This is a genomic window from Agrobacterium pusense (assembly GCF_900102105.1).
Taxonomy (GTDB): domain Bacteria; phylum Pseudomonadota; class Alphaproteobacteria; order Rhizobiales; family Rhizobiaceae; genus Agrobacterium; species Agrobacterium pusense.
Genome location: NZ_FNBB01000005.1, coordinates 218,495 through 243,706 on the forward strand (window position 1 = coordinate 218,495; position 25,212 = coordinate 243,706).

22 protein-coding genes are annotated in these 25,212 nt (G+C 59.6%); 12 read left to right on the top strand and 10 right to left on the bottom strand.

Translation table 11 applies throughout. From position 1 onward, the window contains the following. Positions 1-7 precede the first annotated feature (7 nt). From BLU28_RS14745 to BLU28_RS14755, 3 genes are read left to right on the top strand one after another with little or no spacing between them, the layout of a single operon-like run. On the top strand, positions 8-826 hold the full coding sequence (locus tag BLU28_RS14745; RefSeq protein ID WP_022563483.1) for an N-formylglutamate amidohydrolase: 819 nt from the start codon (positions 8-10) through the stop codon (positions 824-826). Further along, positions 823-2,700, top strand: coding sequence for a flavohemoglobin expression-modulating QEGLA motif protein (locus BLU28_RS14750; RefSeq protein ID WP_022563484.1), 1,878 nt, complete (start codon positions 823-825; stop codon positions 2,698-2,700). Before BLU28_RS14745 ends, BLU28_RS14750 begins: the two co-directional genes overlap by 4 nt. Positions 2,701-2,710: 10 nt before the next feature. Then, entirely contained in the window at positions 2,711-3,757 is a 1,047-nt protein-coding gene (locus tag BLU28_RS14755; protein ID WP_004437928.1) for a glutathione synthase, read from the top strand. On the opposite strand, the gene BLU28_RS14760 is transcribed toward BLU28_RS14755, so the two are convergent. Then, positions 3,758-4,780: an NAD-dependent epimerase gene (locus tag BLU28_RS14760; RefSeq protein ID WP_077987879.1), complete on the bottom strand. Its 1,023-nt coding sequence runs from the start codon at positions 4,778-4,780 to the stop codon at positions 3,758-3,760. An 83-nt stretch (positions 4,781-4,863) separates the two neighbouring features. Continuing rightward, positions 4,864-6,195, bottom strand: a complete 1,332-nt coding sequence (locus BLU28_RS14765) for a UDP-glucose dehydrogenase family protein (protein WP_004437935.1) — start codon at positions 6,193-6,195, stop codon at positions 4,864-4,866. Between the two features lie 386 nt (positions 6,196-6,581). On the opposite strand from BLU28_RS14765, the gene BLU28_RS14770 reads away from it, so the two are divergent. Then, a complete protein-coding gene (locus BLU28_RS14770) occupies positions 6,582-7,469 on the top strand; it encodes a DMT family transporter (RefSeq protein ID WP_004437937.1) in 888 nt (295 codons plus the stop codon). Between the two features lie 9 nt (positions 7,470-7,478). Here BLU28_RS14770 and BLU28_RS14775 read toward each other — a convergent pair whose 3' ends face one another. Then, complete coding sequence (locus BLU28_RS14775) at positions 7,479-8,381, bottom strand: LysR family transcriptional regulator (protein ID WP_006698048.1); 903 nt, start codon at positions 8,379-8,381, stop codon at positions 7,479-7,481. A 212-nt stretch (positions 8,382-8,593) separates the two neighbouring features. Here BLU28_RS14775 and amaB point away from each other — a divergent pair, with 212 nt between their 5' ends. The 4 genes from amaB (at position 8,594) to BLU28_RS14795 (ending at position 12,963) form a co-directional block, all read left to right on the top strand. Further along, the gene (gene amaB, locus BLU28_RS14780) at positions 8,594-10,123 is read left to right on the top strand and encodes an L-piperidine-6-carboxylate dehydrogenase (RefSeq protein WP_034500234.1); all 1,530 of its coding nucleotides are present in this window, start codon (positions 8,594-8,596) and stop codon (positions 10,121-10,123) included. A gap of 254 nt (positions 10,124-10,377) precedes the next feature. Beyond that, the gene (locus BLU28_RS14785) at positions 10,378-11,331 is read left to right on the top strand and encodes an aliphatic sulfonate ABC transporter substrate-binding protein (RefSeq protein WP_022563488.1); all 954 of its coding nucleotides are present in this window, start codon (positions 10,378-10,380) and stop codon (positions 11,329-11,331) included. Positions 11,332-11,347: 16 nt separating this feature from the next. Continuing rightward, positions 11,348-12,127 carry an ABC transporter permease subunit gene (locus BLU28_RS14790; RefSeq protein WP_022563489.1) on the top strand — a complete coding sequence of 260 codons (780 nt, stop codon included), beginning with the start codon at positions 11,348-11,350 and terminating at the stop codon, positions 12,125-12,127. An 8-nt stretch (positions 12,128-12,135) separates the two neighbouring features. Then, positions 12,136-12,963 carry an ABC transporter ATP-binding protein gene (locus tag BLU28_RS14795; protein ID WP_022563490.1) on the top strand — a complete coding sequence of 276 codons (828 nt, stop codon included), beginning with the start codon at positions 12,136-12,138 and terminating at the stop codon, positions 12,961-12,963. Positions 12,964-13,006: 43 nt separating this feature from the next. On the opposite strand, the gene putA is transcribed toward BLU28_RS14795, so the two are convergent. Further along, a complete protein-coding gene (putA, locus tag BLU28_RS14800) occupies positions 13,007-16,681 on the bottom strand; it encodes a trifunctional transcriptional regulator/proline dehydrogenase/L-glutamate gamma-semialdehyde dehydrogenase (protein ID WP_022563491.1) in 3,675 nt (1,224 codons plus the stop codon). A gap of 175 nt (positions 16,682-16,856) precedes the next feature. On the opposite strand from putA, the gene BLU28_RS14805 reads away from it, so the two are divergent. Then, a complete protein-coding gene (locus BLU28_RS14805) occupies positions 16,857-17,327 on the top strand; it encodes an Lrp/AsnC family transcriptional regulator (RefSeq protein ID WP_022563492.1) in 471 nt (156 codons plus the stop codon). Between the two features lie 64 nt (positions 17,328-17,391). Here the strand turns inward: BLU28_RS14805 and BLU28_RS14810 are convergent, their stop codons facing one another. Continuing rightward, positions 17,392-17,958, bottom strand: a complete 567-nt coding sequence (locus tag BLU28_RS14810) for a sigma-70 family RNA polymerase sigma factor (RefSeq protein WP_004437960.1) — start codon at positions 17,956-17,958, stop codon at positions 17,392-17,394. After that, positions 17,958-18,164, bottom strand: a complete 207-nt coding sequence (locus BLU28_RS14815; protein ID WP_004437962.1) for a NepR family anti-sigma factor — start codon at positions 18,162-18,164, stop codon at positions 17,958-17,960. The genes BLU28_RS14810 and BLU28_RS14815 overlap by 1 nt, the downstream gene beginning before the upstream one ends. Positions 18,165-18,302: 138 nt before the next feature. Here BLU28_RS14815 and BLU28_RS14820 point away from each other — a divergent pair, with 138 nt between their 5' ends. Together BLU28_RS14820 and BLU28_RS14825 are read left to right on the top strand one after the other, a co-directional pair. Continuing rightward, positions 18,303-19,097, top strand: coding sequence for a response regulator (locus BLU28_RS14820; RefSeq protein ID WP_004437964.1), 795 nt, complete (start codon positions 18,303-18,305; stop codon positions 19,095-19,097). Positions 19,098-19,193: 96 nt separating this feature from the next. After that, positions 19,194-20,183 (top strand): sensor histidine kinase, encoded by a 990-nt coding sequence (locus tag BLU28_RS14825; protein WP_034500236.1) that lies wholly within the window; start codon positions 19,194-19,196, stop codon positions 20,181-20,183. A 253-nt stretch (positions 20,184-20,436) separates the two neighbouring features. Here BLU28_RS14825 and BLU28_RS14830 read toward each other — a convergent pair whose 3' ends face one another. Next, entirely contained in the window at positions 20,437-22,164 is a 1,728-nt protein-coding gene (locus BLU28_RS14830; protein ID WP_077987878.1) for a sensor histidine kinase, read from the bottom strand. Positions 22,165-22,396: 232 nt separating this feature from the next. Here BLU28_RS14830 and BLU28_RS14835 point away from each other — a divergent pair, with 232 nt between their 5' ends. Then, positions 22,397-22,972, top strand: coding sequence for a PRC-barrel domain-containing protein (locus BLU28_RS14835; protein WP_022563494.1), 576 nt, complete (start codon positions 22,397-22,399; stop codon positions 22,970-22,972). A 97-nt stretch (positions 22,973-23,069) separates the two neighbouring features. Here the strand turns inward: BLU28_RS14835 and galE are convergent, their stop codons facing one another. The 3 genes from galE to BLU28_RS14850 all read right to left on the bottom strand — a co-directional run bounded on the left by galE (position 23,070) and on the right by BLU28_RS14850 (position 25,011). Continuing rightward, positions 23,070-24,053 (bottom strand): UDP-glucose 4-epimerase GalE, encoded by a 984-nt coding sequence (gene galE / locus BLU28_RS14840; protein ID WP_022563495.1) that lies wholly within the window; start codon positions 24,051-24,053, stop codon positions 23,070-23,072. Positions 24,054-24,224: 171 nt separating this feature from the next. Next, positions 24,225-24,662 (bottom strand): hypothetical protein, encoded by a 438-nt coding sequence (locus BLU28_RS14845; protein ID WP_004437980.1) that lies wholly within the window; start codon positions 24,660-24,662, stop codon positions 24,225-24,227. Positions 24,663-24,666: 4 nt separating this feature from the next. Next, positions 24,667-25,011, bottom strand: coding sequence for an ElaB/YgaM/YqjD family protein (locus tag BLU28_RS14850; protein WP_004437983.1), 345 nt, complete (start codon positions 25,009-25,011; stop codon positions 24,667-24,669). Positions 25,012-25,212: the final 201 nt, after the last annotated feature.

Sequence of the window (25,212 nt, forward strand, 5' to 3'; positions counted from 1 at the left end):
AGGCAGCATGGTAGCCAGACACAGCGACGGCAAGGATGAAAATACGGGCTTCTGGACGATCGGGTTTGGCAATTCGCCGGTTATCGGCACGGCCATCCATGACGGCCACCGCATACGGCCCGATATAGCCGGGCTGATGGCGCTTTCGGGCGAACAACGCCTGAGAGAGGAAGATCCGTTCACCGGCGACATGATTGCGGGATTGACCAACCGCGTCATTGTGCACCACTCACGTTTCGAAATCGACCTCAACCGCGCCGCCGATCAGGCCATCTATCTGAAGCCGGAACAATCCTGGGGGCTTGAGGTATGGAAGCAGGAGCCCGCGCCGGCAGCGGTCCGGCAATCTCTGGATTTCCACGCGGATTATTACGCGATGCTGGAAAATACGCTGGCCGCGCTCGAACGGCGGCACGGCGCTTTTGTCGTGCTAGACGTGCACACATACAACCATCGCCGGCAGGGTCCGGCTGCGCCGCCGACCACGCCTGCGGAAGCACCCGATATCAATATCGGCACCTTTTCCATGGACCGCAGCCGCTGGAACGATATCGTCAGCGCCGTCGGTCATCATTTCGCGTCAGCGACCATTGCCGGACGCCGTCTTGATGTCCGCGAGAACGTGGCGTTTCAGGGCAAGGGGGAACAGACCCGTTTCATTCACGAGCGTTTCGCGGAAAACGGCTGTGCCATCGCCATCGAGTTCAAGAAATTCTTTATGGACGAATGGACAGGAAAGCCGGACAGGCGCGTAGTGTCGGAAATACGGGACATGATCACGGCACTTCAGCCCGTTGTCGAGGAATGTCTGAGGTCGCGGCGATGAATGTTTCTGCCGCCCGTGATGTCCCTTCTCCCACTGCCGAGCTGGTGGATGACGTGACATCTTGCCTCCAGGCAGGCAAGGCAATACGTCGCGATATCGGCAAAGACGGCCGGCTTCATATCGACCGGCCACTACCTTTCCTGTGCCTGCATCTGACCGGCGGCACGAAAGATCTTGCCGCGCGCGACATTGCCGCCGCTCACGCTTCCTATCTCATTGCTTCGACCGTTCAGGAGGCCGCGCCGTTGATCGAGGCCGTGGGTACGGCCATGCGGGAGCGTTTCGGCGCCTTCATCGTGCTCGATATCGGTGAGTTGGAGCACGACATCCTGCTTGCCGACGATTCACCCTTCTTACCGCATTATGAGGTCTCCGTCTCGGCAACAGCCGAACCGGAAACACAAAAGGCCCGTCGGGTATTCATCAAGGCTGTGTGTGACGCCGAGGTCCGGTTTCGTACACCGCGCATCACCCGGCCCGAGCCGGAAGGCGACCCGATCCTCCGGTTTCAGAATGCAGGACTGGACTTTCCCTGTATCAGTGTCCGTTTCGCGCCGATCTATAGACAGCCGGAATCCGGTGCCGATTATCCGGGCCTGCGCGAGACGATGATCGCCGATCTTTTCGACGCGGGCCTGCAAGCCTTCTCGTCATTCTCTGCAGGGATGGACGCGCTCAAGGTGACCAGCCACAGGGCGCTCGGCCGCAAGGCCTTCGTCGATGCGGTCAGGCGCGCAGACAGGTCCATCGACGATATCGTATCGTCCTTCGATTTCCTTCTCTCCGTCACGCCAATCAATGCCCGCCGGGCCTTCGAGGAATTTCGGGACGGCAGCTTCCAGTTCGCGCCGCGTCTTCTCTACCGGCCGTTAGGCGTCGATGTCGAGGAGCAGAAGCGAAAGCTCTATTCGGTGGTTTTCGATCATCTGGAAGATCCGGTGCTTTACCATCTCTATCGGGAGAAACAGCAGGAGATCGATCTGCAACTGACGATGCTGGCCAATCTGCACCGGCGCACTTTCACGGATTTTTCCCGCGCCCTCTATGGCGCCGTCGAACCTGCGCTGCTGACGCTGGCGCTGCGGGTGCTGGAGGATTGTCCTCGCCGGGAGGAGGGCGGCGAAATCGCGATGGTAGATTGTTACGCCGTCGCACGGAAGTCGCGCGAGATGGTCGAGTCCTACTTGGCCGAGGAGGCGGGCTTCAAGGCACGGGTAGAAATCCGCGACGACCTGCCGCCGGGTCTGATGGTGACGGGCGAGAAACTTCTGATTTCCCGGCACACGGTTATGGAACAGCGCCGTGTCGAAGCGCTCCTGTCGCATGAGATCGGCGTGCATCTCCTCACCTATTTCAATGGGTCGTTTCAGGGGCTCAGGCTCTTTCGCACCGGCCTCTCCGGCTATGAGGGCGTGCAGGAAGGGCTGGCGGTGCTCGCGGAGCATCTGGCTGGCGGAATGACGCGCGAGCGCCTGCGGCTGATTGCGGCCCGCGTCGTCGGCTGTGCCGCCATGCTGGATGGCGCCAGCTTTGTGGAGACGTTCCGGCTCATGACCCGCGACCATGGTTTTGATGAGGCTGGCGCCTTCAACATGACGTTGCGCATCTATCGCGGCGGCGGCCTCTCGAAGGACGCGATCTATTTGCGCGGGCTGGCGGAGGTGCTGGACCATCTGCGCAAGGGCGGTGCGCTCGATCCGTTCTGGATGGGCAAGATCGCCGCCCAGCATTTCCCGGTCATGCAGGAGCTTGCCCTGCGCGGCCTTTTGCGCCCGCCAGGCGTCAGGCCCGCATTCCTGCTGCCGGCCAGGGCCAACGAGCGTCTGGAAAAAATCCGGGCGGGAATATCCATTGCCGAACTCGCGACATTATAGGAGGGGCTTCATGCGTATCGCATTTTTCGTCAATTCGATTGAAACCGAGGGGCCGAATTTTGCAACCGGCCTGCTGGCCATGGCGGCGCTTAATCGCGGCCATGAGGTTATCTATCTGACGCCGGGTGACTTTACCCTGCGTTCGGATGACAGCCTGACGATCCATGCCACGGTGCTGCCGAAGGCGAAATACAAGAAATCCGAAGCGTTTCATGCTGCTCTTCAGGACAAGACGCTGGAACGGCGGACCATGGATGTCGAGGAGGTCGATGCTTTGATGCTGCGCAACGATCCCTCGCTCGACCAGACCACACGGCCCTGGGCGGTCCATGCCGGCATCCTGTTCGGTCGGCTCGCCGAACAGCGCGGTGTCGTCGTACTGAACGATCCCGAAGGTCTGGCGCTGGCGCAGAACAAGCTCTATTTCCAGAGCTTTCCCGAAATCGTCCGGCCGACCACGATTATTTCGCGCAATGTGGATGAAATCCGAGCCTTCGCCGATGCCCATCCAAAAGGCGTCATCGTCAAGCCGCTGCAGGGCTCCGGCGGCAAGAACGTCTTCAAGATCGGCTCCAGCAAGGAAACCAATCTCAACCAGATTTTCGAAGCCGTCAGCCTCGAGGGTTATCTGATCGCGCAGGCCTATCTGCCGGCTGCTAAGGACGGCGATATCCGCTTCTTCATGATGAATGGCCGGCCGCTGATGCGCGACGGCAAATATGCCGCCCTTCGCCGTGTGCCTGCAAAAGGCGATCTGCGTTCCAACATCCACGCCCGCGGTACGGCGGAGGCCGTGAAGGTGACAGACGACATCGTGGCGCTTGCCGAAATGGTGCGGCCGAAGCTGGTGGAGGACGGCATGTTCCTTGTCGGACTTGATATCGTCGGTGACAAGATACTGGAGGTGAACGTGTTTTCGCCGGGCGGACTTTCCAATATCCGCGACCTCACGGATATGGATTTCAGCGACACGATCATAGAGGCAGTGGAAACCAAGATCGCCATGCAGAGCGCGTCCGGCGGCACCATCTCCAATCGCCTGCTGGCAACGCTGTAGTTATTCCTGCAGCGAGGAGGATTGCATCTGCCGATACCAGGCGACGAGGGCTTTGATGCCCTCTTCGACCGACGTCTGCGGCACGTAGCCGGTAAGGGCTCTCAAAAGATCGGGCGAGGCGAAAGTGCGGGGAACGTCACCCTGCTGCATCGGCAGCATGTTGCGGACCGCCGGTTTCCCAACCGCTTTTTCGACCGTCTCGACGAAATGCATCAATTCCACCGGCTGGCCGCCGCCAATATTGACCACGCGGAACGGTGCATGGTGGGAGAGCGTGTCGGTGACGCCTTCTTGTGTGACGCGGTTTTCCTCGGAAGGGATGACCGCGCTCAGTCGGACGATGCCCTCCACCAGGTCGTCGATATAGGTGAAGTCGCGGCTCATTTTGCCTTGACCGTAGATATCGATCGGGCGGCCGTTCGAGATGGCGTCGACGAATTTGATCGGTGCCATGTCCGGCCGCCCCCAAGGACCGTAGACCGTAAAGAAACGAAAGGCGGTGGTGGGCAGCTTGTGCAGATGGGCATAACTGTGCGCCATCAGTTCCATCGACTTCTTGGTGGCGGCGTAAAGCGTCATCGGCTCATCGGCCTTGTCGCTTTCCGCAAACGGGATTTTCTCATTGGCGCCGTAGATGGAGGAGGTCGATGCCAGCATCAGGTGCTTGACATCAAGGCTTCTGGCAAGCTCCAGCATGTTAAACGAGCCAATGAGATTGGAATCGACATAGGCGCGGGGATTTTCAAGGCTGTAACGCACACCCGCCTGGGCGGCGAGATGAATGATGATTTCAGGCTCGGCGGCGTCGGCCGCGCGCTTCAGCGCATCCGTATCCTCGAGCATGCCGATCTCCGCCCGGAAGCCGTTGGAGCGGGAAAGAATGGCGTGACGCTTTTCCTTGAGGCTGACATCGTAATATTTCGTCATGCCGTCGAAGCCGGTGACGAAATGACCAGCATCGAGCAGACGCTTGGCGACGTAAAAGCCGATAAAGCCTGCTGTGCCGGTGACCAGATAACGCATGATGATTTCCCGAATCCATTGGTGCGTCTGCGGTTAAACCGAAACGCAGAAAACCTTTTGATGAAACTGCGATGGCGGCGCTTTCAAGCGTCGTTATCCGACCCGCCTTCCTGCGGGCGACCGACGGCGGCATAGATGAAGCCATGGGCGGCGACTTCGTCGGTGCGGTAAATATTGCGTAAATCCACCAGCACCGGGCTTTTCATGATCGCCTTGAGGCGCGGCAGGTCGAGGGCGCGGAACTGGTTCCACTCCGTCACGATGACCACCGCGTCAGCGCCTTCCGCAGCCTCATAAGGCCCGGTTGCGTAATCGATGTCCTCGATCAGATGGCGGGCATTCGCCATGCCTTCCGGGTCGTAACCCACCACCTTCGCGCCCCCGTCCTGCAGGGTCTGGATGATGGCGATCGCCGGGCTGTCGCGCATGTCGTCGGTATTCGGCTTGAAGGTGAGGCCTAGCACGGCGATCTTCTTGCCGCGCACGTCGCCGCCCACCGCGTTGATGACCTTGCGGCCCATGGCGCGCTTGCGGTTGTCGTTGATGGCGATGGTGGTTTCGATCAGCCGCACCGGCGCATCATAGTCCTGCGCGGTCTTGGCGAGCGCCAGCGTATCCTTCGGAAAACAGGAGCCGCCATAACCGGGGCCGGCATGCAGGAATTTCGGGCCGATTCGGCCATCGAGGCCAATACCGCGCGAGACATCCTGCACATTGGCGCCAACCTTTTCGCACAGATCGGCCATTTCGTTGATGAAGGTGATCTTCATCGCCAGAAAGGCGTTGGCGGCGTATTTGATGAGTTCGGAAGCGCGTCTGGTGGTGAAGAGCAGCGGCGACTGGTTGAGATAGAGCGGGCGGTAAACCTCGGTCATGACCGGCCGGGCACGTTCATCCGAAAGGCCGACGACGATACGGTCCGGCCGCTTGAAATCCTCTATCGCCGCACCTTCGCGCAGAAATTCCGGGTTGGAAACCACGGCGAAATCGGCCGAGGGGTTTTCCTCATGGATAATTCGTTCCACTTCGTCGCCGGTGCCGACGGGAACGGTGGATTTGGTGACGATTACGGTAAAACCATCCAGCGCATGGGCAATTTCCTTTGCCGCCGCATAGACATAACCGAGATCGGCATGGCCGTCCCCGCGCCGTGAAGGCGTGCCGACCGCGATGAAGACCACGTCGGCCTTGGCAACGGCGGCGGAGAGATCGGTGGTGAAGCTCAACCGCCCGGCTTTGGCATTGTTGGCGACGATGGTCTCCAGACCCGGCTCGAAGATCGGGATATGGCCATTTTTCAAGGCTTCGATCTTTTCCGGCATCTTGTCGACGCAAACCACGTCATGGCCGAAATCTGCAAAACACGCGCCGGACACAAGGCCGACATAACCCGAACCGATCATCACAATCCGCATTCTTTTTCCTTTCGGTTAGCGAGGCCATGGTAACGCAGCAATATCAGCCGGGGAAATCATCGGGTGAAAATCGCAGGATAATATTTAGCCGCCTTCATGCCCGTCGCCAAGCGCCGCGATCAACACCGGCTAACGTCTTTCCATGACGGGGATGTGATGGCGGTGACGGGACAAATTTGCCGCACCTTGCAGCCATTTGCACTGGTCGCGTTCAATCGGACCATTTTACGATTTTTCCGGCTTGCACTCATAGGTAGCCGGGTCTAGCCATAGGGAGAGGATCAAAATCTGCCAGACTGTCTGTCCCCCGGAGTGGGGGCGTCCAGGCCGCGTTCCACGCGGCTGGGAGAAGCTTTGCGTTGCGGTCGATTTTCGGGGACGTTTAAATGCAAAAGGGTTTTCTGCTCGGTCTGTTCGCCTACGCGACCTTTTCCATGGGCGATGCCACCATCAAGTCGCTTGGATCGCAGATCAGCGTTTTCGAAATCGGCTTTTTCAGCATCCTGTTCTCCGGCATCTTCATCTTCTTCAGCAAACCGCGCGAGGAAAGGTGGCGTGAGTTCTGGCGCATGAGCCGGCCGTTCGCGGTGCACGGTCGCGCCATTTCCGGCCTGTTCGCGGGTATTTTCGGTATTTATGCCTTCACCACCATTCCGCTGGCGGAAGCCTATGCGCTGATCTTCCTGTCACCGCTCTTCGTAACCGTCCTTTCCGCCGTCGTGCTGAAGGAGAATATCGGCCCATGGCGCTGGGCTGCGGTTCTGGCGGGCATCGTGGGCGTTATCCTCGTCGTGCGGCCAGGTTTCAAGACGCTGGAACTTGGGCATATCGCCGCAATCGGCGTCGCCTTCCTGGCGGCCATGACCATCGTGCTTTTGCGCTCGCTTGCGGGCAAGGAAAAGCGCACCTCGATCATGGGTGTGCTGCTGGTCTACGGCCTCACCTTCAACGGCATTGCCTCCATTCCCGATTTTGTCATGCCCAACCTGCACCAGCTGCTGGCCTTTGCCTTTATCGGGCTTTGCACGGCGACGGGGCAGATCACGCTTCTGGTGGCAACCCGCATTGCACCGGCAAGCCAGATCGCCCCTTCGCATTATTCGCAAATCCTCTGGGCAGTCGCGATGGGCATGGCCTTCTTCCACGAATATCCTGACGCCATTGCGGTACTCGGGCTCGCCGTCATCGCCGCATCCGGGCTGCTGACAATGATCCGCGAAAAGGTCAGGCTCGGCACGGTGCGCTGGAACCCGTTTTTCCGCAATCGCCTCTAATGCGCACAGCTATAACGGCTTGCCGACCTGATCCAGCAGCCAGGCCTGAAAGGCACGGGCGAGCGCGTTGTCCTGCCGCCCTTCCGGCAGGGCGACATAATAGCTCTTGTCGGTCTGCAACGGCATATCGAAAACGATTTCGAGGCGGCCGGAGGAAAGTTCGGCCTCGATGAGATATTTCGGCAGAAGGGCGAAACCGATACCGCTCGCGGCGGCTTCGATGATCATGGAGAACTGGTCGAAACGGCTGCCCTGATAGGCATTTTCGGCCATCACCCCGTTCATTTCCAGCCACTCCGTCCACAGTTTCGGGCGCGTGGTGACGTGCAGCAATGGCTGCCGCGTCAGGTCTTCAGGCCGCGTCACCGCCGCATGGCGCAGCAGGGCAGGGCTGGCGACGGGTACGATCACCTCATCGCACAGGAATGTGCAGGTGCCATGTGCCCAGACCGGCTGGCCGTAGTGAATGGCCAGATCGAAGCCCTCCTCGTCGAAATCGAAGGGATGGGAGCGCGAGCCGATTGTGATTGTCATATCCGGGTTGGCGTCGATGAAGCGGTGCAGGCGCGGCATCAGCCAGCGGCTGCCGAAGGTCGGCAGCGTCGCGACGGATAGCGATGCATGTGATGTTCCCGCCGAAACCGCACGCACCATCAGCTGCTCGGATTGCTGCAACAGGCGCCGCACATCGGGCAGGAATTTGCGCCCCGCCTCTGAAAGGACCACCCGTCTGCGGATACGCTCGAAAAGCTGCATCCCCGTCTGCGCTTCGAGTTCGCCGATCTGTCGGCTGACAGCGCTCTGCGTGAGGTTGAGTTCTTCGGCAGCGCGGGTAAAATTGCCATGCCGTGCGGCGCATTCGAACGCCTGCAGGGTGACGATGTCAGGGACCAGTCTTCTACGCGGATCCATTCCATTCTCGCATCAACTTACCCGCTTTCCTCATTGGAAAAGGGTCGTAATGCCCATATATGATTACGGGAAAGAATGGAACGGGGTTTTGCCGAGTTCGACGGAGCGAGTTCCCAGAACATAAACGAATTCCGGGGAAAGAAGAGCGACGGGAGTTGAAAGCGCCGTATCAAGGCGGCCTTTCCTCCCTCTCAGCCAGAAGGACAATTGATATGGATGCAACCACGAAGCTCGACGTGAAACAGGAAGCCGCCGCCCTGCTCGACAGGATGGGCGTTGCCCGCGATCTCTACACTGGCGGCGACATGGCCTCTTTCAGCCCGGTGACAGGCGAGCGGATTGCAAGTCTGAAGACCGTGTCGGTCGAGGGCGTAGCGGCCGTGATCGACAGGGCGGACGCTGCCTTCAAGACATGGCGTAATGTTCCCGCGCCGCGCCGTGGTGAGCTGATCCGGCTTCTTGGTGAAGAACTACGCGCTTTCAAGGCCGATCTCGGCCGTCTCGTATCGCTGGAAGCGGGCAAAATCCCGTCAGAAGGTCTGGGCGAAGTGCAGGAAATGATCGATATCTGCGATTTCGCGGTCGGTCTTTCCCGCCAGCTTTATGGCCTCACCATCGCCACCGAACGCCCCGGCCACCGCATGATGGAAACCTGGCATCCGCTCGGCGTCGTCGGCGTCATCTCCGCCTTCAACTTCCCCGTCGCCGTCTGGTCGTGGAATGCCGCACTTGCCCTCGTCTGTGGTAACGCGGTCGTCTGGAAGCCGTCCGAAAAGACGCCGTTGACGGCGCTTGCCGTGCAGGGCATTTTCGAACGCGCTGCCGCCCGCTTCGGCGATGCGCCGGAAGGTCTGTCCCAACTGCTGATCGGCGACCGCGCGGTCGGCGAGGCATTGGTGGATAATCCCAAGGTGCCGCTGGTTTCGGCCACCGGCTCCACCCGCATGGGCCGTGATGTCGGGCCGCGTCTGGCGAAACGCTTCGCCCGTGCCATTCTTGAACTCGGTGGCAACAATGCAGGCATCGTCTGCCCCTCTGCCGATCTCGACATGGCATTGCGCGCCATCGCCTTCGGTGCGATGGGCACGGCCGGCCAGCGCTGCACCACCCTTCGCCGCCTTTTCGTGCATGACAGCGTTTATGACGAGCTCGTGCCACGCCTGAAAAAGGCCTATGCTTCCGTCTCCGTCGGCAACCCGCTGGAAACCTCCGCGCTCGTAGGCCCGCTGGTCGACAAGGCGGCATTCGAGGCCATGCAGAAAGCGCTCGAAGCGGCCAAGGCGGCCGGCGGCGTGGTGAATGGGGGCGGGCGCGTGGATACGGGTGCGGCAGATGCCTATTATGTGAAACCGGCGCTGGTCGAAATGCCGAAGCAGGTTGGCCCCGTTCTGGAAGAGACTTTCGCCCCGATCCTCTACGTCATGAAGTACAGCGATCTCGATCAGGCGATTGAAGCGCACAACGCCGTTGCCGCCGGTCTTTCGTCGTCCATTTTCACCCGCGACATACAGGAATCGGAACGTTTCCTGTCGTCGGAAGGCTCCGATTGCGGTATCGCCAACGTCAATATCGGCACGTCGGGTGCGGAAATCGGCGGTGCCTTCGGCGGTGAGAAGGAAACCGGCGGCGGCCGTGAATCCGGTTCGGATGCGTGGAAGGCGTATATGCGCCGCGCCACCAACACGATCAACTACTCCAAGGCGCTACCGCTGGCGCAGGGGGTTTCCTTCGATATCGAGTAATCGACTTTTCGATCGCGTTGTTGAGAGAGAAATTGATCCGTCATGCCGGTGCGGCTTCCTCCGCGCCGGCATTTCTATTCGATGGGTCTGACAAGGGCCTCCGCGATGATTTGCGGAAAACATGTGGTTGCGCGAAATTTTATTCCCGCAACATTGCCGATATTGAATTATCGTCTCTCTATCGTTTTAATGGAAAACCATAGCATTGCTCCATATCGTGATCCGGCCAGAGGGGCTGGTGATAAGGAGATGAAATGCCAGCCATCACCCGACGCGCGCTTTCCGCCAGCCTTTTTGCCGTCGCCGCATTCTCCGTCCTGCCGCTGCAGGCAGGGGCGGCGGAAGAGTTGAAGATCGGTTATCAGAAAACCGGACTGCCTGTTATCGCCCGCCAGCAGGGTGTCATCGAAAAGGCGCTTGAAGCCAAGGGCGTGAAGGTTTCATGGGTCGAATTCACCGCAGGCCCGCCGCTGGTGGAAGCCCTGAATGTCGGCTCCATCAATGTCGGCTGGACGGGTGATGCGCCGCCGATCTTCGGCCAGGCAGCGGGTTCGGCCATCGTTTATGTGGCGGCGCTTCCCTCGAACGGTAAGGGCGAGGCGATCTTCACCAAACCCGAAAGCGGCATCAAGTCGGTTGCCGATCTGAAGGGCAAGAAGGTTGGCGTCGGCAAAGGCACTAGTGCACATAACCTGCTCGTTGCGGCTCTGGAAAAGAATGGCCTGAAATTCAGCGATATCGAGGTGACCTATCTCAGTCCTGCTGATGCCGCGGCAGCCTTCGCTAGCGACAAGATCGACGCCTGGGCCGTCTGGGATCCTTTCTATGCGATTGCCGAAACCCGATACAAGCCGGTGACGCTGGCCCGCACCAGCGATGTGCTTGCTGTCAGCACCTATTTCCTCGCCAATCGCGACTACGCCAAATCGCATGGCGACACCATCAACACGACGATCGATGCGCTCGGTGAGGCTGCGAAATGGTCCGCCGCCAATCGCGACAAGGTCGCTGCGGCGCTGCATGAGGTGACGGGCGTGCCGCTGGAGGCACAGACGCTTGCCGCGAACCGTTCGGAATTCGGCATTACCAAGATCGATGACAAGATCATCGCCAGCCAGCAGGAAACGGCGGATCGCTTTTATCGTCTCGGCCTGATCCCGAAACAGATCAGCATCAAGGATGCCGTCTGGTCGGGCGCCACCAACTGAGCCGGAGGTACATGCCGTGAGCAGCAGTAAGCGCATCGAGTTCGGCGGCATCATCGGCTGGCTGCTTCCCGCACTCATCCTTGCAGGATGGGAGGTGGCGGCGCGCGCGGGGGTGATTTCCGCCAATGTGCTGCCCGCCCCCTCCGCAGTCGCCGAAGCCTTCTGGCGGCTTCTGCTCTCGGGAGAACTCCTCGCCAATATCGGTGTCAGTTCCGCCCGTGCACTCGCCGGTTTCGCCATCGGCGGCTCCATCGGCTTCATCTTCGGGCTGGCGAACGGTCTGTCGAAGTTCTCCCGCAGTTTCACCGATACGACGCTGCAGATGATCCGCAACATTCCGCATCTGGCGCTCATTCCGCTCGTCATCCTGTGGTTCGGCATCGATGAAGAAGCGAAGCTCTTTCTGGTCGCGCTCGGCGTGTTTTTCCCGATCTACATCAACACGCTGCTCGGCATCCAGGGCGTCGATCCTCAACTGGTGGAAATGGGCCGTACCTACGGCATGTCGCCCTTCACGCTGTTCCGGCGGGTCATTTTACCCGGTGCACTGCCCGCCATTTTCACCGGATTGCGTTATGCGCTCGGCATTATGTGGCTGACGCTGATTGTGGCGGAAACCATCTCTTCCTCTTCCGGCCTTGGCTATATGGCCATGCAGGCACGCGAGTTCCTGCTGATCGACGTCGTGGTTCTTTCGATCCTCATCTATGCACTTCTCGGCAAGCTCGCCGACAGTTTCGCCCGCTTCCTCGAAAGCATCTTCCTGCAATGGCATCCAGCCTTCAAGAAAGCCTGAGGTAACCCATGTCGACCGGTAATGTCACGACGCTGAGACGCCCCGACGCTACGCCATCCACTGCGTCCGAAACGCAGGCGACAACCGAATCTCGTGCTAAACCGGCTGAAAGCAAGGTTGCCTTCAGCTTCCGCAACGTCACGAAGAGCTTCGGCGACAAGCCGGTTCTGCGCGGCATCGATCTCGATGTGCGGGAAGGCGAGTTTCTGGCCATCATCGGCAAAAGTGGCTGTGGCAAGAGTACGCTTTTGCGTATTCTGGCCGGCCTCGACACGCCGACGACCGGAACCGTCTCTAAGGATGCGTCCAGCCGTACCCGCATGATGTTTCAGGAGCCGCGTCTTCTGCCGTGGGAGCGTATCGCAAATAACGTTTCAGTGGGATTGACCGGCATCGCCAGGGGCGAGGCGGCGCAGGAACAGGCGCTTGCCATTCTTGAAGAGGTGGGACTGAAAGACCGGGCAGGGGAATGGCCCTATGTGCTTTCCGGCGGCCAGAAGCAGCGTGTTGCGCTGGCGCGGGCGCTTGTCGCCCATCCGCAGATCCTGGCGCTGGATGAGCCGCTCGGCGCCCTCGATGCGCTCACCCGCATCGAAATGCAGCTTTTGCTGGAGCGCATCTGGCGCAAGCAGAAATTCACCGCCGTGCTCGTCACGCATGATGTTTCCGAGGCTGTGGCGCTCGCCGATCGCATTGTCGTCATCGATGAGGGCCGCATCGCACTCGACCTCGATGTGAAGCTGCCACGTCCGCGCCGCCATGGCACGGCGGAGTTTGCGAGACTGGAAGAGCAGGTTCTGAACCAGCTCTTCGGCCGGGGAGAGGTTACAGGGTAATAATGGGTGTCGCGGCAGGGCCAAGCCCCTGCCGCCCCATGTTTTAGCCAATGCTCATCAGGCTGGCATTGCCGCCAGCGGCGGTGGTGTTGACGCTGACGGAGACCTCTTCCACCAGCCAGTCCAGCGTATAGGGCTGGCTTTCCCCGGAAAGCGCTTCCGTGGTAGCGGCCTGAACGAGAACCAGCGGACCGGAAAGAGCCGAGATTTTCCTGTTGATCTCAACCACACGCTCCGCATCGCCTTCAACCAGCGCACCGGCAAAGGGGCCTGACTTTGCCCAGTCATCCGCCCAGACGATGCGCGAGGTGACGGTTGCCGGCAAGCCATAGATCGACTTTTCAAGCCCCGACGCGTTGTCAATGACAACCGCATTTCCAGTCGCAAGCGCTGCCGCGAGCTGGCGGTAAAGCCCCTGTTCGGTTGCCGGGACCAGCAAAACCTTTCCGCGCGGATGCAGCGCATAGACATTTCTCTCACCGACAGGGCCTGCCAGTTCTGTCTCGAAGCCAAGGCCGGAAAGCGCCGCGGCCTGCCTTGCGGCTTCCGCTGCGACCGTCTCACCGTTTTCGTCAAGCCAGCGTGCGAGATCGACGGCGGCCTGATCCTGCTGGCTGGCGATGCGGTCGATCTTCGGGGCGGTCTGCGTCATGCGGCCGAGATAGAGCGGCCCGCCCGCCTTGGGACCGGTGCCGGAAAGGCCGCGCCCGCCGAAGGGCTGCACGCCAACCACCGCGCCGATGATGTTGCGGTTCACATAAAGATTGCCAGCCGCGACGCGCGACAGAACGTGCTGGATCGTATCGTCGAGGCGGGTATGCAGGCCGAAGGTCAGGCCATAGCCGGTAGCGTTGATCTCGTCGATCAGCCGGTCGAGATTGTCGCGCTTGAAGCGGATGACATGCAGCACCGGACCAAAAACTTCGCGTTTCAGATCCGCAAGGGACTTCATCTCGATGATGGTCGGCGGCACGAACGTGCCCTTGCCGGTTTCGCCCGCAAGTGTGATCTGCTCGATGCGGTGACCAAGCGAACGCATGTCCTCGATGTGTTTTTCGATGATTCCCTTGGCCTCGGCGGTGATGACCGGGCCGACATCAACCGAGAGTCGATCGGTGCGGCCGATGCGCAGCTCATGCAGCGCGCCTTTCAGCATGGTCAGTGTGCGGTCCGCAACATCTTCCTGCAGGCAGAGAATGCGCAGCGCCGAGCAACGCTGACCGGCACTGTCGAAGGCGGAAGCAATGACGTCGGCGACGACCTGTTCGGCAAGAGCCGAGGAATCGACGATCATGGCGTTCTGGCCGCCGGTTTCGGCAATCAGCGGTACCGGCTGGCCATTCGCCAGAACCCGGCCGGCAAGCTGCCCCTGAATGAGCCGCGCCACTTCCGTGGAGCCGGTGAACATGACACCTGCCGTCAGCGGCGAGCCGACGAGTGCTGCACCCGTCTTGCCGTCGCCCGGCAAAAGCTGCACGGCATCCTGCGGAACGCCGGCCTCATGCAACAGGCGCACGCCCTGTGCCGCGATCAGCGGCGTTTCTTCGGCGGGCTTTGCCAGAACCGGATTGCCGGCAACCAGCGCCGCCGTCACCTGACCGATGAAGATGGCGAGCGGGAAGTTCCACGGGCTGATGCAGACGACCGGGCCGAGCGGCGTTTCGCCGGCCGTGAAATTCCTGCGCGCTTCCGCTGCGTAATAACGTAGGAAGTCGATGGCCTCGCGCACCTCGGCAATGGCGTTCGGCATGGATTTTCCCGCCTCGCGCATGACAAGGCCGAGCAGATCGGGCATTTCGGCCTGCATGGCGTCGGCGGCGCGCTCCAGGCAGGCGGCGCGCTCTTCCACAGGGGTGGACGACCAGTTCGAGGACGCCGCGCGCTGCATGGCCGCTTCCACATCAGCTTCAGTCGGTTCGGTGACGTATCCGACGATATCATTGTGGTCGCCCGGGTTGAGAACCGGCCGCGTTGCGCCGCCCGCTTGCGGCGCGGCCGCTTTCCACTCGGCCGATGCCCCCGCCTTCAGGACCCTGTCGAGAGCAGCGAGTGTCGTTTCGCTGGAGAGATCGAGGCCGGCGGAATTTTTACGTTGCGGCCCGAACAGGTCGGCAGGGGCGGCGATGCGGTCGTGACGTGCGCCGGGAACGTTATGGGCCTTGACGATGGCGACCGGGTCTTCCAGCAGGGAATCCACCGGCACCGCGGGATCGGCAATGCGGTTGACGAAAGAGGAGTTGGCACCGTTCTCCAGCAAGCGGCGGACGAGGTAGGCCAGCAACGTTTCATGGGTGCCGACCGGGGCGTAGAAGCGGCACGGCCGGTCGAGCTTCCTCTTGCCGACGACCTCGCTGTAAAGCGGTTCGCCCATGCCATGCAGGCACTGGAACTCGTAGTCGCCAAGTTTGAAGTCTGGACCGGCAAGATGATAGATCGTCGCCATGGACTGCGCATTATGGGTCGCAAATTGCGGGAATATCACATCGCGCGCGGCGAGCAGCTTGCGGGCGCAGGCAATGTAGGAGACATCGGTGTGCACCTTGCGGGTAAAGACCGGGAAGTCTTCCAGCCCCTCCACCTGCGCGCGCTTGATTTCGGCGTCCCAGTAGGCGCCCTTGACAAGACGCACCATGATGCGGCGGTTCGAACGGCGGGCAAGGTCGATAATGTAATCCAGAACGAACGGGCAGCGGCGGCCATAGGCCTGCACCACGAAACCGAGGCCGTTCCATCCGGCAAGGTCCTTGTCCAGCGCCAGTTCTTCCAGAAGATCAAGCGACAATTCCAGCCGGTCCGCTTCTTCAGCGTCGATATTCAGGCCGATATCGTATTTTTTGCTAAGCAGCATCAGTGATCTCACGCGGGGCAGAAGCTCCGCCATGACGCGTTCGGCCTGCGCGCGCGCATAACGTGGGTGCAGCGCTGAAAGCTTGATGGAAATGCCCGGACCGCCATAGATACCGCGCCCGGCAGAGGCCTTGCCGATGGCGTGGATGGCGTTTTCATAATCCTTGTAATAACGCTCCGCATCCTTTGCGGTGGTCGCGGCTTCGCCCAGCATGTCGTAGGAGTACTGAAAGCCCTGTTCTTCCAGCGGCCTGGAACGCTTGATCGCTTCTCCAATCGTCTCGCCGGTCACGAACTGCTCGCCCATCATGCGCATCGCCATATCGACGCCGCGGCGGATGACGGGTTCGCCAGCCCGGGCGATCAACTTGGTCAGCGCCGCCGAGAGGCCGCTATCGTTCACCGTCGAGGTAAGCTTGCCGGTGATGACGAGACCCCAGGTGGCCGCATTGACGAAGAGCGAGCGGCCGCCGCCAATATGAGATTTCCAGTCGCCGCGAGCGATCTTGTCGCGGATCAGCGCATCGCGGGTGGCAGTGTCGGGGATGCGCAGCAGGGCCTCGGCGAGGCACATCAACGCAACACCCTCGTGGCTGGAGAGCGAATATTCCTGGACCAGCCCTTCGACGCCGGTGCCCTTGGTCTTGGCGCGCAATGCTTCGATCAGTTTGCGAGCGGTCTCGCGAATGGCTTTCGCCTGTTCTGCCGTCACCGTCGCCGCCTCGATCAACGGCGCCATGCATTCTTCTTCGGCACGGCGATAGGCGGCAGTGATCGCCTTGCGCAGCAGGGTCTGCTCACGCACCGGCGGCGCAAAATTCTGGAAAATACCACTCGTCACTACACCGGCGTTGCTTGCACCATCGGCCATTCTGAAAATCCTGAAAACGCTGTTGAAGACAGACTGCCGGCGGCAGTGTGTCCTCAGCCCGCCGCTCGTCATCCTTACGCTCACAATATCATTGCCGCGAAAATTGCTATGGCCTTATTTTTAGCATAAAATAGGCAATACGAACTTTTATTGTCCCAATTTGGCGTGAAAATGAATGGCAAATAGTCAGAAAGCAGACGGTTTGGATGACTTCGACCTCAAGATTCTCGAGGCGCTCAGCGAGGATGGGCGCATGTCCGTGCTGCAGCTGTCGAAAAAGGTAGGTCTTTCCAAGACACCCTGCCAGACGCGGCTGAAGCGACTGGTGGATGAGGGCTATATTCTCGGCTTCCGCGCCATGCTCAACCCGCAGAAACTCGGCGTCGACCATATCGCCTTTGCCGAGGTCAAGCTGTCCGATACACGGGAAAAGGCACTGGAGGAGTTCAACACTGCGGTACGCAAGATCAAAGAAGTAGAAGAGTGCCACATGATCGCCGGCGCCTTCGATTATCTCCTGAAGGTCCGCACCAGCGACATACGCAAATACAGAAGAGTATTGGGCGAAAAAATCTCGAGCCTGCCGTCTGTCGCTAACACGTCGACCTTTGTGGTCATGCAGTCCGTCAAGGAAACCGGCATCTAAAAAGAAGACGAAAAAACGGGCAGACTCGCGTCTGCCCGTTCGTTACCTTCTGCGTCCAGTCCTCTCAGCGCGCCGTTGCAGCGGCGGTGACGGCTGTCATCTGCGCGTCGGGACCGAACTCGTTTTCATTCTCGATGCCGAGCAGTTCCTGCAGGCGCAACCTTGCACGGCTGACGCGGCTCTTGATCGTGCCCACAGGGCATCCGCAGATTTCCGCCGCCTCTTCATAGGCGAAGCCGGAAGCGCCGATCAGCAGTATGGCTTCACGCTGGTCGTCGGGCAATTTCGCGAGCGCTGCGCGGAAATCCTGAAGGTCCACCGAGCCATGCTGTTCCGGCGGGACCGACATGCGGGACGTATAGACACCATCCGTGTCCTGCACCTCGCGGCCGGATTTGCGGATCTGGCTGTAAAACTCGTTGCGCAGGATCGTTACCAGCCAGGCGCGCATATTGGTGCCGGGTTGATAACTGTCCTGTTTCGCCCAGGCCTTCATGATCGTGTCCTGCACGAGGTCGTCGGCCCGGTCCCTCGAACGGATCAGCGAAATTGCGAAGGCGCGAAGGTTGGGCAGTGCTGCCAGCATCTCGCGCTTGAAGTTGTATTCTGTCTGCTCCGGCTCTTTCGCCATCATTCCTCCAAAGCCTTGATTTTGGCTCTGCTTTCCGCTTCATCGAGTTTTTCGAGAAGGTCGAGGAATTTGTCAGGGATGCCTTCGTCCTGAACGGCATCATAAAGCTCCCTGAGCTTACGGGAAATCACCGCCCGCCCTGAGTGCGGGACCTGGGGGGCGGCCGGATTATCCGGCTGATCTTGGTCCGATTGAAATATGCTCATAACGTCCGGTATTCCTTTTTTGTCATGGCAAAGAATGCACGGCGAAAAAAATAGTTCCGGTGGTTCGGAACTTTTTTTGCGATGTGCACGTTGCTATCTTGGGTTTGCGTTGCAGACCGCATGAAAGGGGAGAATTCCATGTCAGTTTCTACACGCATCGCACCGCACCTGCCATATCTGCGCAGGTTCGCGCGTGCCGTTTGCGGCTCACAATCAACGGGCGATGCCTATGTTGCGGCTACACTCGAAGCGCTGATCGCCGATATCAGCATCTTTCCGCAGACAAGCAGCGATCGTGTTTCGCTCTATCAATTGTTCGTATCGATCTTTAGTTCCGTCACGATCAATATTAAGGCCGACGAAAACCTGTCTGGATGGGAAAAACGCGCTTCCGCCAATTTATCCGCCGTGCCGCCACTTGCCCGCCAGGCTTTCCTCCTGACAACCGTCGAGGAGTTCTCGCCGTCGGAGACGGCTGAGGTTCTGCGGGTATCCGAAGACCAGGTTGGTAAGCTCATCGACGAGGCAGCGTCTGAAATCGCCCGACAGGTGGCGACCGATATCATGATCATCGAGGATGAACCGCTGATCGCCATGGATATCGAACAGATGGTCACCGATCTCGGCCATCGTGTGACGGGCATCGCCCGCACGCACACGGAAGCGCTCGATCTCTTCCATCGTACCCAGCCGAAGATGATCCTGGCCGACATCCAGCTCGCCGACGGCAGCTCCGGCCTCGATGCGATGAAGGACATCCTTCAGATGACCACCCTTCCGGTAATCTTCATCACGGCTTTCCCGGAGCGTCTTTTGACGGGTGAACGGCCCGAGCCGACATTCCTCGTAACGAAGCCCTTCAACCCGGACATGGTGAAAGCGCTCATCAGCCAGGCCCTGTTTTTCAACGAAAGCTCGCGCGTCGCGGCGTGAGATTTTGCCGAAACCGCACGCTGACCGGGAACCTCTCTGGTGCCCGGGCGTTGGCGGTTACGGTCGTGGGGCTGCCCCGCGACTTTCTGCAAGGAGATGAATTTGCATCGGCTGGCGTGGCATAACGCGGAGAGGGACGAAAGCGAACTTCACGATTCGCTCGTCCTTGCCTTGCTCGATTCGGGTGAGACAGTCATGCTCCAGGACCGCAACCGTGACTACATATTCGTGGCCAATCTTCCGGATGTCTGGAAGCTGCCGGCTGAATCCCCTCCAACTGATGAAAATCTGTTCGGAAAGGATTTGTCCGGGCGGTTGGCCGAGCTCAAGAAAGACATGGGCGCGGCTGGCAGTCGCGGCATGCTGGAAGTGGGCGCGGGCAATGATCGAGTCTTCCAGTTCCACGTGCACTCAACTTTGAATCAGATGAACCAGATGGTGATGAAAACCACCATCCGGGAAGTGACGGCGGAACGGCGACGCGAGCAACTTCTGCGTTCGTTGCTGCGCGAAGTCAGTCACCGTTCCAAGAATTTGCTGGCGATCATCCAGAGCCTTGCGGGCCAGACGGCCCGTTTCAGTCTCACCAAGGATGATTTCCTGCGCAAATTCCGGGGGCGCCTGCATGCGCTTGCCCAAAGCCAGGATCTCATCACCGATTCCGATTGGCGGGGGGCACGTATATTCGAGCTGCTGCGCCAGCAATTCGATCTCTATGTGCCTGAATATCCGAACCTCATCCATATGGAGGGCGAGAACCTGCTGCTCAATCCGAACGGCGCGCTCTATATCGGGCTCGCCTTTCACGAACTTGTTGTCAACACTGTCAGCCACAGCGGCAATCTCGCCTATCACCCGCCAATATCCCTGCAATGCCGGCAGGAGGGGGAGTTCTATATAGTCGAATGGAACGAGCCGATGACGCCGTCGAAGGAACCCGTGGAGGCAAGGCGCGGCAGTTTTGGCAGCGTCGTGCTGGAAAAGGTGGTTCCCTCCGCCCTGGGAGGAAGTGCAGAATATGAGCTTACTCCGGAGCGCATTGTTTATCGGCTGAAATTCCCCTCGGGCGACGTCGCAGATATGTAAGCGACGCACGCGGCCGGACGGACGTCTCGGCCGCCTTTCACTACAGAAGACATTAAAAAAGCACGGCTCAGAGAGAGCCGTGCTATTTCAATGACGGGTTTTCAGGGGCGAAACCCGTTTATACTGGGCCAAGCTTCAGGCGGGGACGGGGGAATTGCTTGGCCTGCATTAAAAACACACCTGGCGAGATTCGGTTCCAGCAAAATGTATATTTTTTGCGGCTCACGAATTATCGTCACTTTTGCGGGTCCGATTAGTTAGTGGGACCCGCCTGATCGGATCGTTTGGGCGTGAAGTAACGCATCGGCGCCTCCAGCGCCCATTCGAAACCGCTTTCACGATATTCCGTTGTCACATTCCCTCCGAAAGCGCCTTCCGCATGCCTCTTGATGACCGTAGTCCCGAAACCCTTGCGGCTGGGCTCCTGCGCCGGGGGGCCACCCGTTTCGGTCCATACAAGATGAAGCATCTGCCGCCCGTCTTTTTCAACCGGTTCCCAACGGACAGTAATTTTGCCTGAGGGCGCGGACAAAGCGCCGTATTTTATGGAATTTGTGGTAAGCTCATGCACGACGAGGCCAAAATTCTGCGCGGCCTCGGGCGAGAGCATGAAATCGTCTCCCGCCAGAACAAAACGCTCTGCCACCGTGCCAAAAACATCGAGGTGGGTCTCGATCAGTTTCCGGATTGGCAAGCCCTGCCACTGAACTTCCGCCAAGGCCCGGATCGACATGCCGAGGCCGCGCAGGCGATGGTCCACCTCTTTCTGGAATTCCGGAATGCTTTTATTCTCGCGGCCCAGTTGCCGTATCATCGCCTGAACAAGCGTGAGAATGTTCTTGGAGCGGTGCACCAGCTCATGCAGCAGCAATTGCAGCCTTTCTTCTGACTGGCTTCTGTCGAAGGAGGCGTTTGAAAGCGCGATGGCCACCTGATTGGCCTCTTTTATCTTGGTATCCACCGGCGCGACGATCTCACCTTCACCAATGCGCTCGGCCATGAGGGTCAGGTCGCGGATCGAGCTGCGCAATTGCCGCCCCACCAGATAGGCGCCTCCTATAGCAATCAAAACGAGTACCAGGCTGCCGATCATCATCTGCCGCCAGGTATCGACCAGCGCAGCCTGACTGGCGGCAAGCGGCCCCCACATGACGGTTTTCCACTGCCAGCCCGGCAATTGCGCATAGGCGTAAAGATTGCCCTTGCCGTCGAAAAAATTGCCGCTGAAGGCCTGCATTTCGGAGAGTATGGCCGGGGTGACGAACGGTTTGCCAATCGCCGCCTCGTCAGGAGCGGTGGATACAACGACACGATTGGTGCCGTCGATGATAGCGACCGCCCAGTTTCGCGGCAGGTTCTCGGTGGAGATGAGCCGGCTCAGGTCACTGGCATTCTGCGTCAGGATGAGGGCGTCTCCGGCAGACCCGAGTTCCGGATCGAGCGGCATGGTAACGTTGAACACCCATTCCTTGCTGGTTGAGCCGAAAAAAATGTTCGATACCGTTATACGGCGGGATTCTATCGCTTTGGCGAGATCGGCCTCGGCCGGCACCTTGCCGAGAGGCTTGCCGAAGGGCACACGGGTGTTGAGATGCTGCTGGCCATCCTTGGTGGCAAGAATGGCATAAAGACCCTCCCGTTTCAGGCTGTCTGCTACGCGTCCCTGAAAGGCGGCGAGATTGCCGCTCTCGAGTTCGGGAAATTGCGACAGCAGATTGAGCGAGGTGGCGATTTCCTGCAGACGGCGATCGATGTTGCGGCTGACGACCCGTACATCCTCGATCGTCTCGCGCTGCAGGTCGTCGCGTTTTTCCGCTTCCAGGCGGAGCATCAAGTAGCCGACAAAAAGGATCAGCGGCAAAGTGATAACGGTCGCCATCACCACCAGATAGGTGCCGATGGAGGCGGTCGGGAAAAAATTCGCGCTACGCCGACGCAATGCCGAGATCATGTTCTTCAGTCTGTTGCCGGGTCGAGGCATATAAAAACTCCGGCATTTATCCCTTTGTTACGACATGGATAATACCGCGCCATACCCCATTGGCAATGGCTGATTTCTTACCTTTGGTTGTTGTGGTTCACGACATCTCCCAAAGCCGTGATTGAAAAAATCGGAACTATTTGGACAACCATGCCGTTTGCCAGTCGAACCGGTCGAAGAGCGGAAAAATGTTTCCGCCGGCCAGTTGAGAACGATGAAAGGAAGGTACGAAATGGCAAAGAAACTTACGATCCTCGTCACCGCCGCCCTCATGGGCACGACGGCTTTCGCGCCGCTTGCCATCGCTCAGGGCACGACGCAGCCCGCGCCGGCAAATCCCAGCGCACAGACTGAACCGGCGACGCCCTCAGCGACGCCCATGGCTCCTGCAGCACCCTCGGCCAACGACAGCGCAGCCACGACCACCGGCGGAGCCTATCTGACGGAGCAGGGCGAAACGCAAATCAGCGCCAATGACTATATCGGCAAGTCTGTCTATACAGCGGCCGATGAGAGCATCGGCAATGTGACGAACCTCATCATGGAACAGGACGGCGGTCTGGTTGCAGCGGTGATCGGTGTTGGCGGCTTCCTGGGTATCGGCGCCAAGGACGTGGCCGTTCCCATGGACAAGGTGACGATGACGCGCAACGCGCAGGACGGCACCATTCGCCTGACGACGACCGAAACCGCGGAAACGCTGAAGGCAGCGCCGGAATTCAAGACGCTGGAGCAGAAGACCAGCGAGCAGAACGCGGCAACCCCCGCGGCACCCGACAGCACCACCACTTCGGCGACAAAGCCATAAATCCCATACCTGGGAGGCAGGAGCGGGAACAGGCGCCATCCGCCGTCCCGCGGGAGACACCGGCCGTCGGCCGGTGTCTTTTTATCAACTGACTGGTTTATTCACCCGCGTTCCGCGACGAATGCCATGCCCAGGCGGATTTGATGATATCGGAAAGAGAATAGCGCGGTTCCCAGCCCAGAACCTCTTTCGCCTTTTCGTTATTTGCCACCAGTGTTGTCGAATCGCCATCCCGACGCCCGGTATATTCGACGGGGAAGGGCCGACCGGAGACTTCCGAAATCGCTGCCAGCAATTCTTTGACCGTGGTGCCCGTGCCGGTGCCGAGGTTGAGTTCCACGGTTTCCCCGCCCGCCAGCAGATAATCCACTGCACGCACATGGGCGTCGGCGAGATCGAGAATGTGGATGTAGTCGCGCACGCAGGTTCCATCGCGCGTGTCGTAATCCGTGCCGAATACCTTGAAACCCTGACGCCGGCCGAGTGCGGCCTCGATGGCCAGCGGGATCGCGTGGGTTTCCGGTTTGTGCCATTCGCCGATGCGGCCTTCGAAATCAGCTCCTGCGGCATTGAAGTAGCGCAGCATTACCGAGCGCAGCCCCTTATAGGCGCTGTAATCTTTCAGCGCCTGCTCGACCACCCATTTGGTGCGGCCATAGGGGTTGATCGGCGCCTGCCGGTGCGTTTCGTCGATCGGGACCTGTTCCGGCAGACCATAGGTGGCGCAGGTGGAGGAGAATACGAAGGCATTGACACCGGCATCGATGGCGGACGAAAGCAGGTTGAGCGAGCCGATGACGTTGTTGTCATAGAAAGCCACGGGCTGCTTGACCGATTCACCGACCTCGATCAGTGCCGCGAAATGCAGAACCGCCTCCGGCCGGTATTTGGCGAAGACTTCGTCCAGCCGCGCCCGGTCGCGAATATCGCCCTGTTCGAACGGCCCCCAGCGGACGAATTCCTCATGCCCGTTGGAGAGATTGTCGAAAACGACGGGTTCATACCCTCTTTCAGAGAGGAGAAGGCACGTGTGAGAACCGATATAGCCGGCACCACCGACGACAAGGACTTTCTTCTTCATCAATTGCCTTTCAAAAAATTACGGATGCGCCGAGACTGTATGTTACTTTGTTTAAATAAGGGCGGCGTGACGCAGTGCGCCATCAACCAATCTATCCTTCGCGGGTAACATAAAAAAAAACGCGCATCCATGGGCTGGATGCGCGGTTGGTGTCGCTGGCGAGCCAAGAAGTTACTTGGTCTTTTTTGTACCTGCTCTCGTGGCGAGAAACCCGGCTGCGACGGCGACGGCAAGTGTCGCATAGGGGCGCGCCTGTATCGCGAGTGAAAGCAACGACTGAAGAGCAAGCGGCGCCGCCGTCAGCGGCGCTGCGGCGGCGAGTGGCGTGACCGGCCTTGTTGCATAGACCCTTGGACGCTTGAGTATGGCGAGTGCCACAAGCATGATGACTCCAAGCAGAAACGCGGATCCGGCGACGACCAGCGCTGCAGGGCCTGCGCCGACGTGCCGGGCGAGGTAAATCGATCCGGCTACAACCGCCGCCACGAAGGCTATCAGGAAAAATATTCCCGCCAGCACCGATAATATGATGACAGAGCGCAGTCGTCTCGTGACGACACGCCCTTCACGCTGGGTCTCCCCCAGATAGACCAGCAATGCCTCAAGCATGAGCTTATCGACGTGTCAGGAGGGCAAGAACGAAACCGACGCCGACCGCAATCCCGAGCGACTGGAGCGGGTTTCGCTGGACCTGGTCCGTCAGATTGTCATTCAGCGTTGAAATCTCATTGCGCACGGTATCCGCCATGTCGCTCGATGCGGAGATGGCATCGTCCGCAACACGCGCGGCCTGAGCTTTCAGCTCATGCGAAGCACCGACGCCAAGCGCCTTCACGCTCTTGGCAAGATTTGCCAGATCTTCGCGAAGCTGGGCGAGCTGCGCGGCCACATCGGCTGCATCACCGCTTTCGAGGGATTGCTGGATCTTGTCATTAACGCTGCTACGCACGCTTGCCATGAGTGAAGTCCTTCTTGAACATCGTTGATGGAGATGGCGACATGTCCATGACTGACGCCGCTTGACTTTCATTACGGCGGCAGAAACTACCCGCCTGTCCGTGATTGAAACGCAGCGACACCGACTTGGTTCCGCAACGTCATGTGTTTTCTTCGTCCCGCTCGACGCGCCTCATTTTTAAGGAATTAGCCCCCGGACATT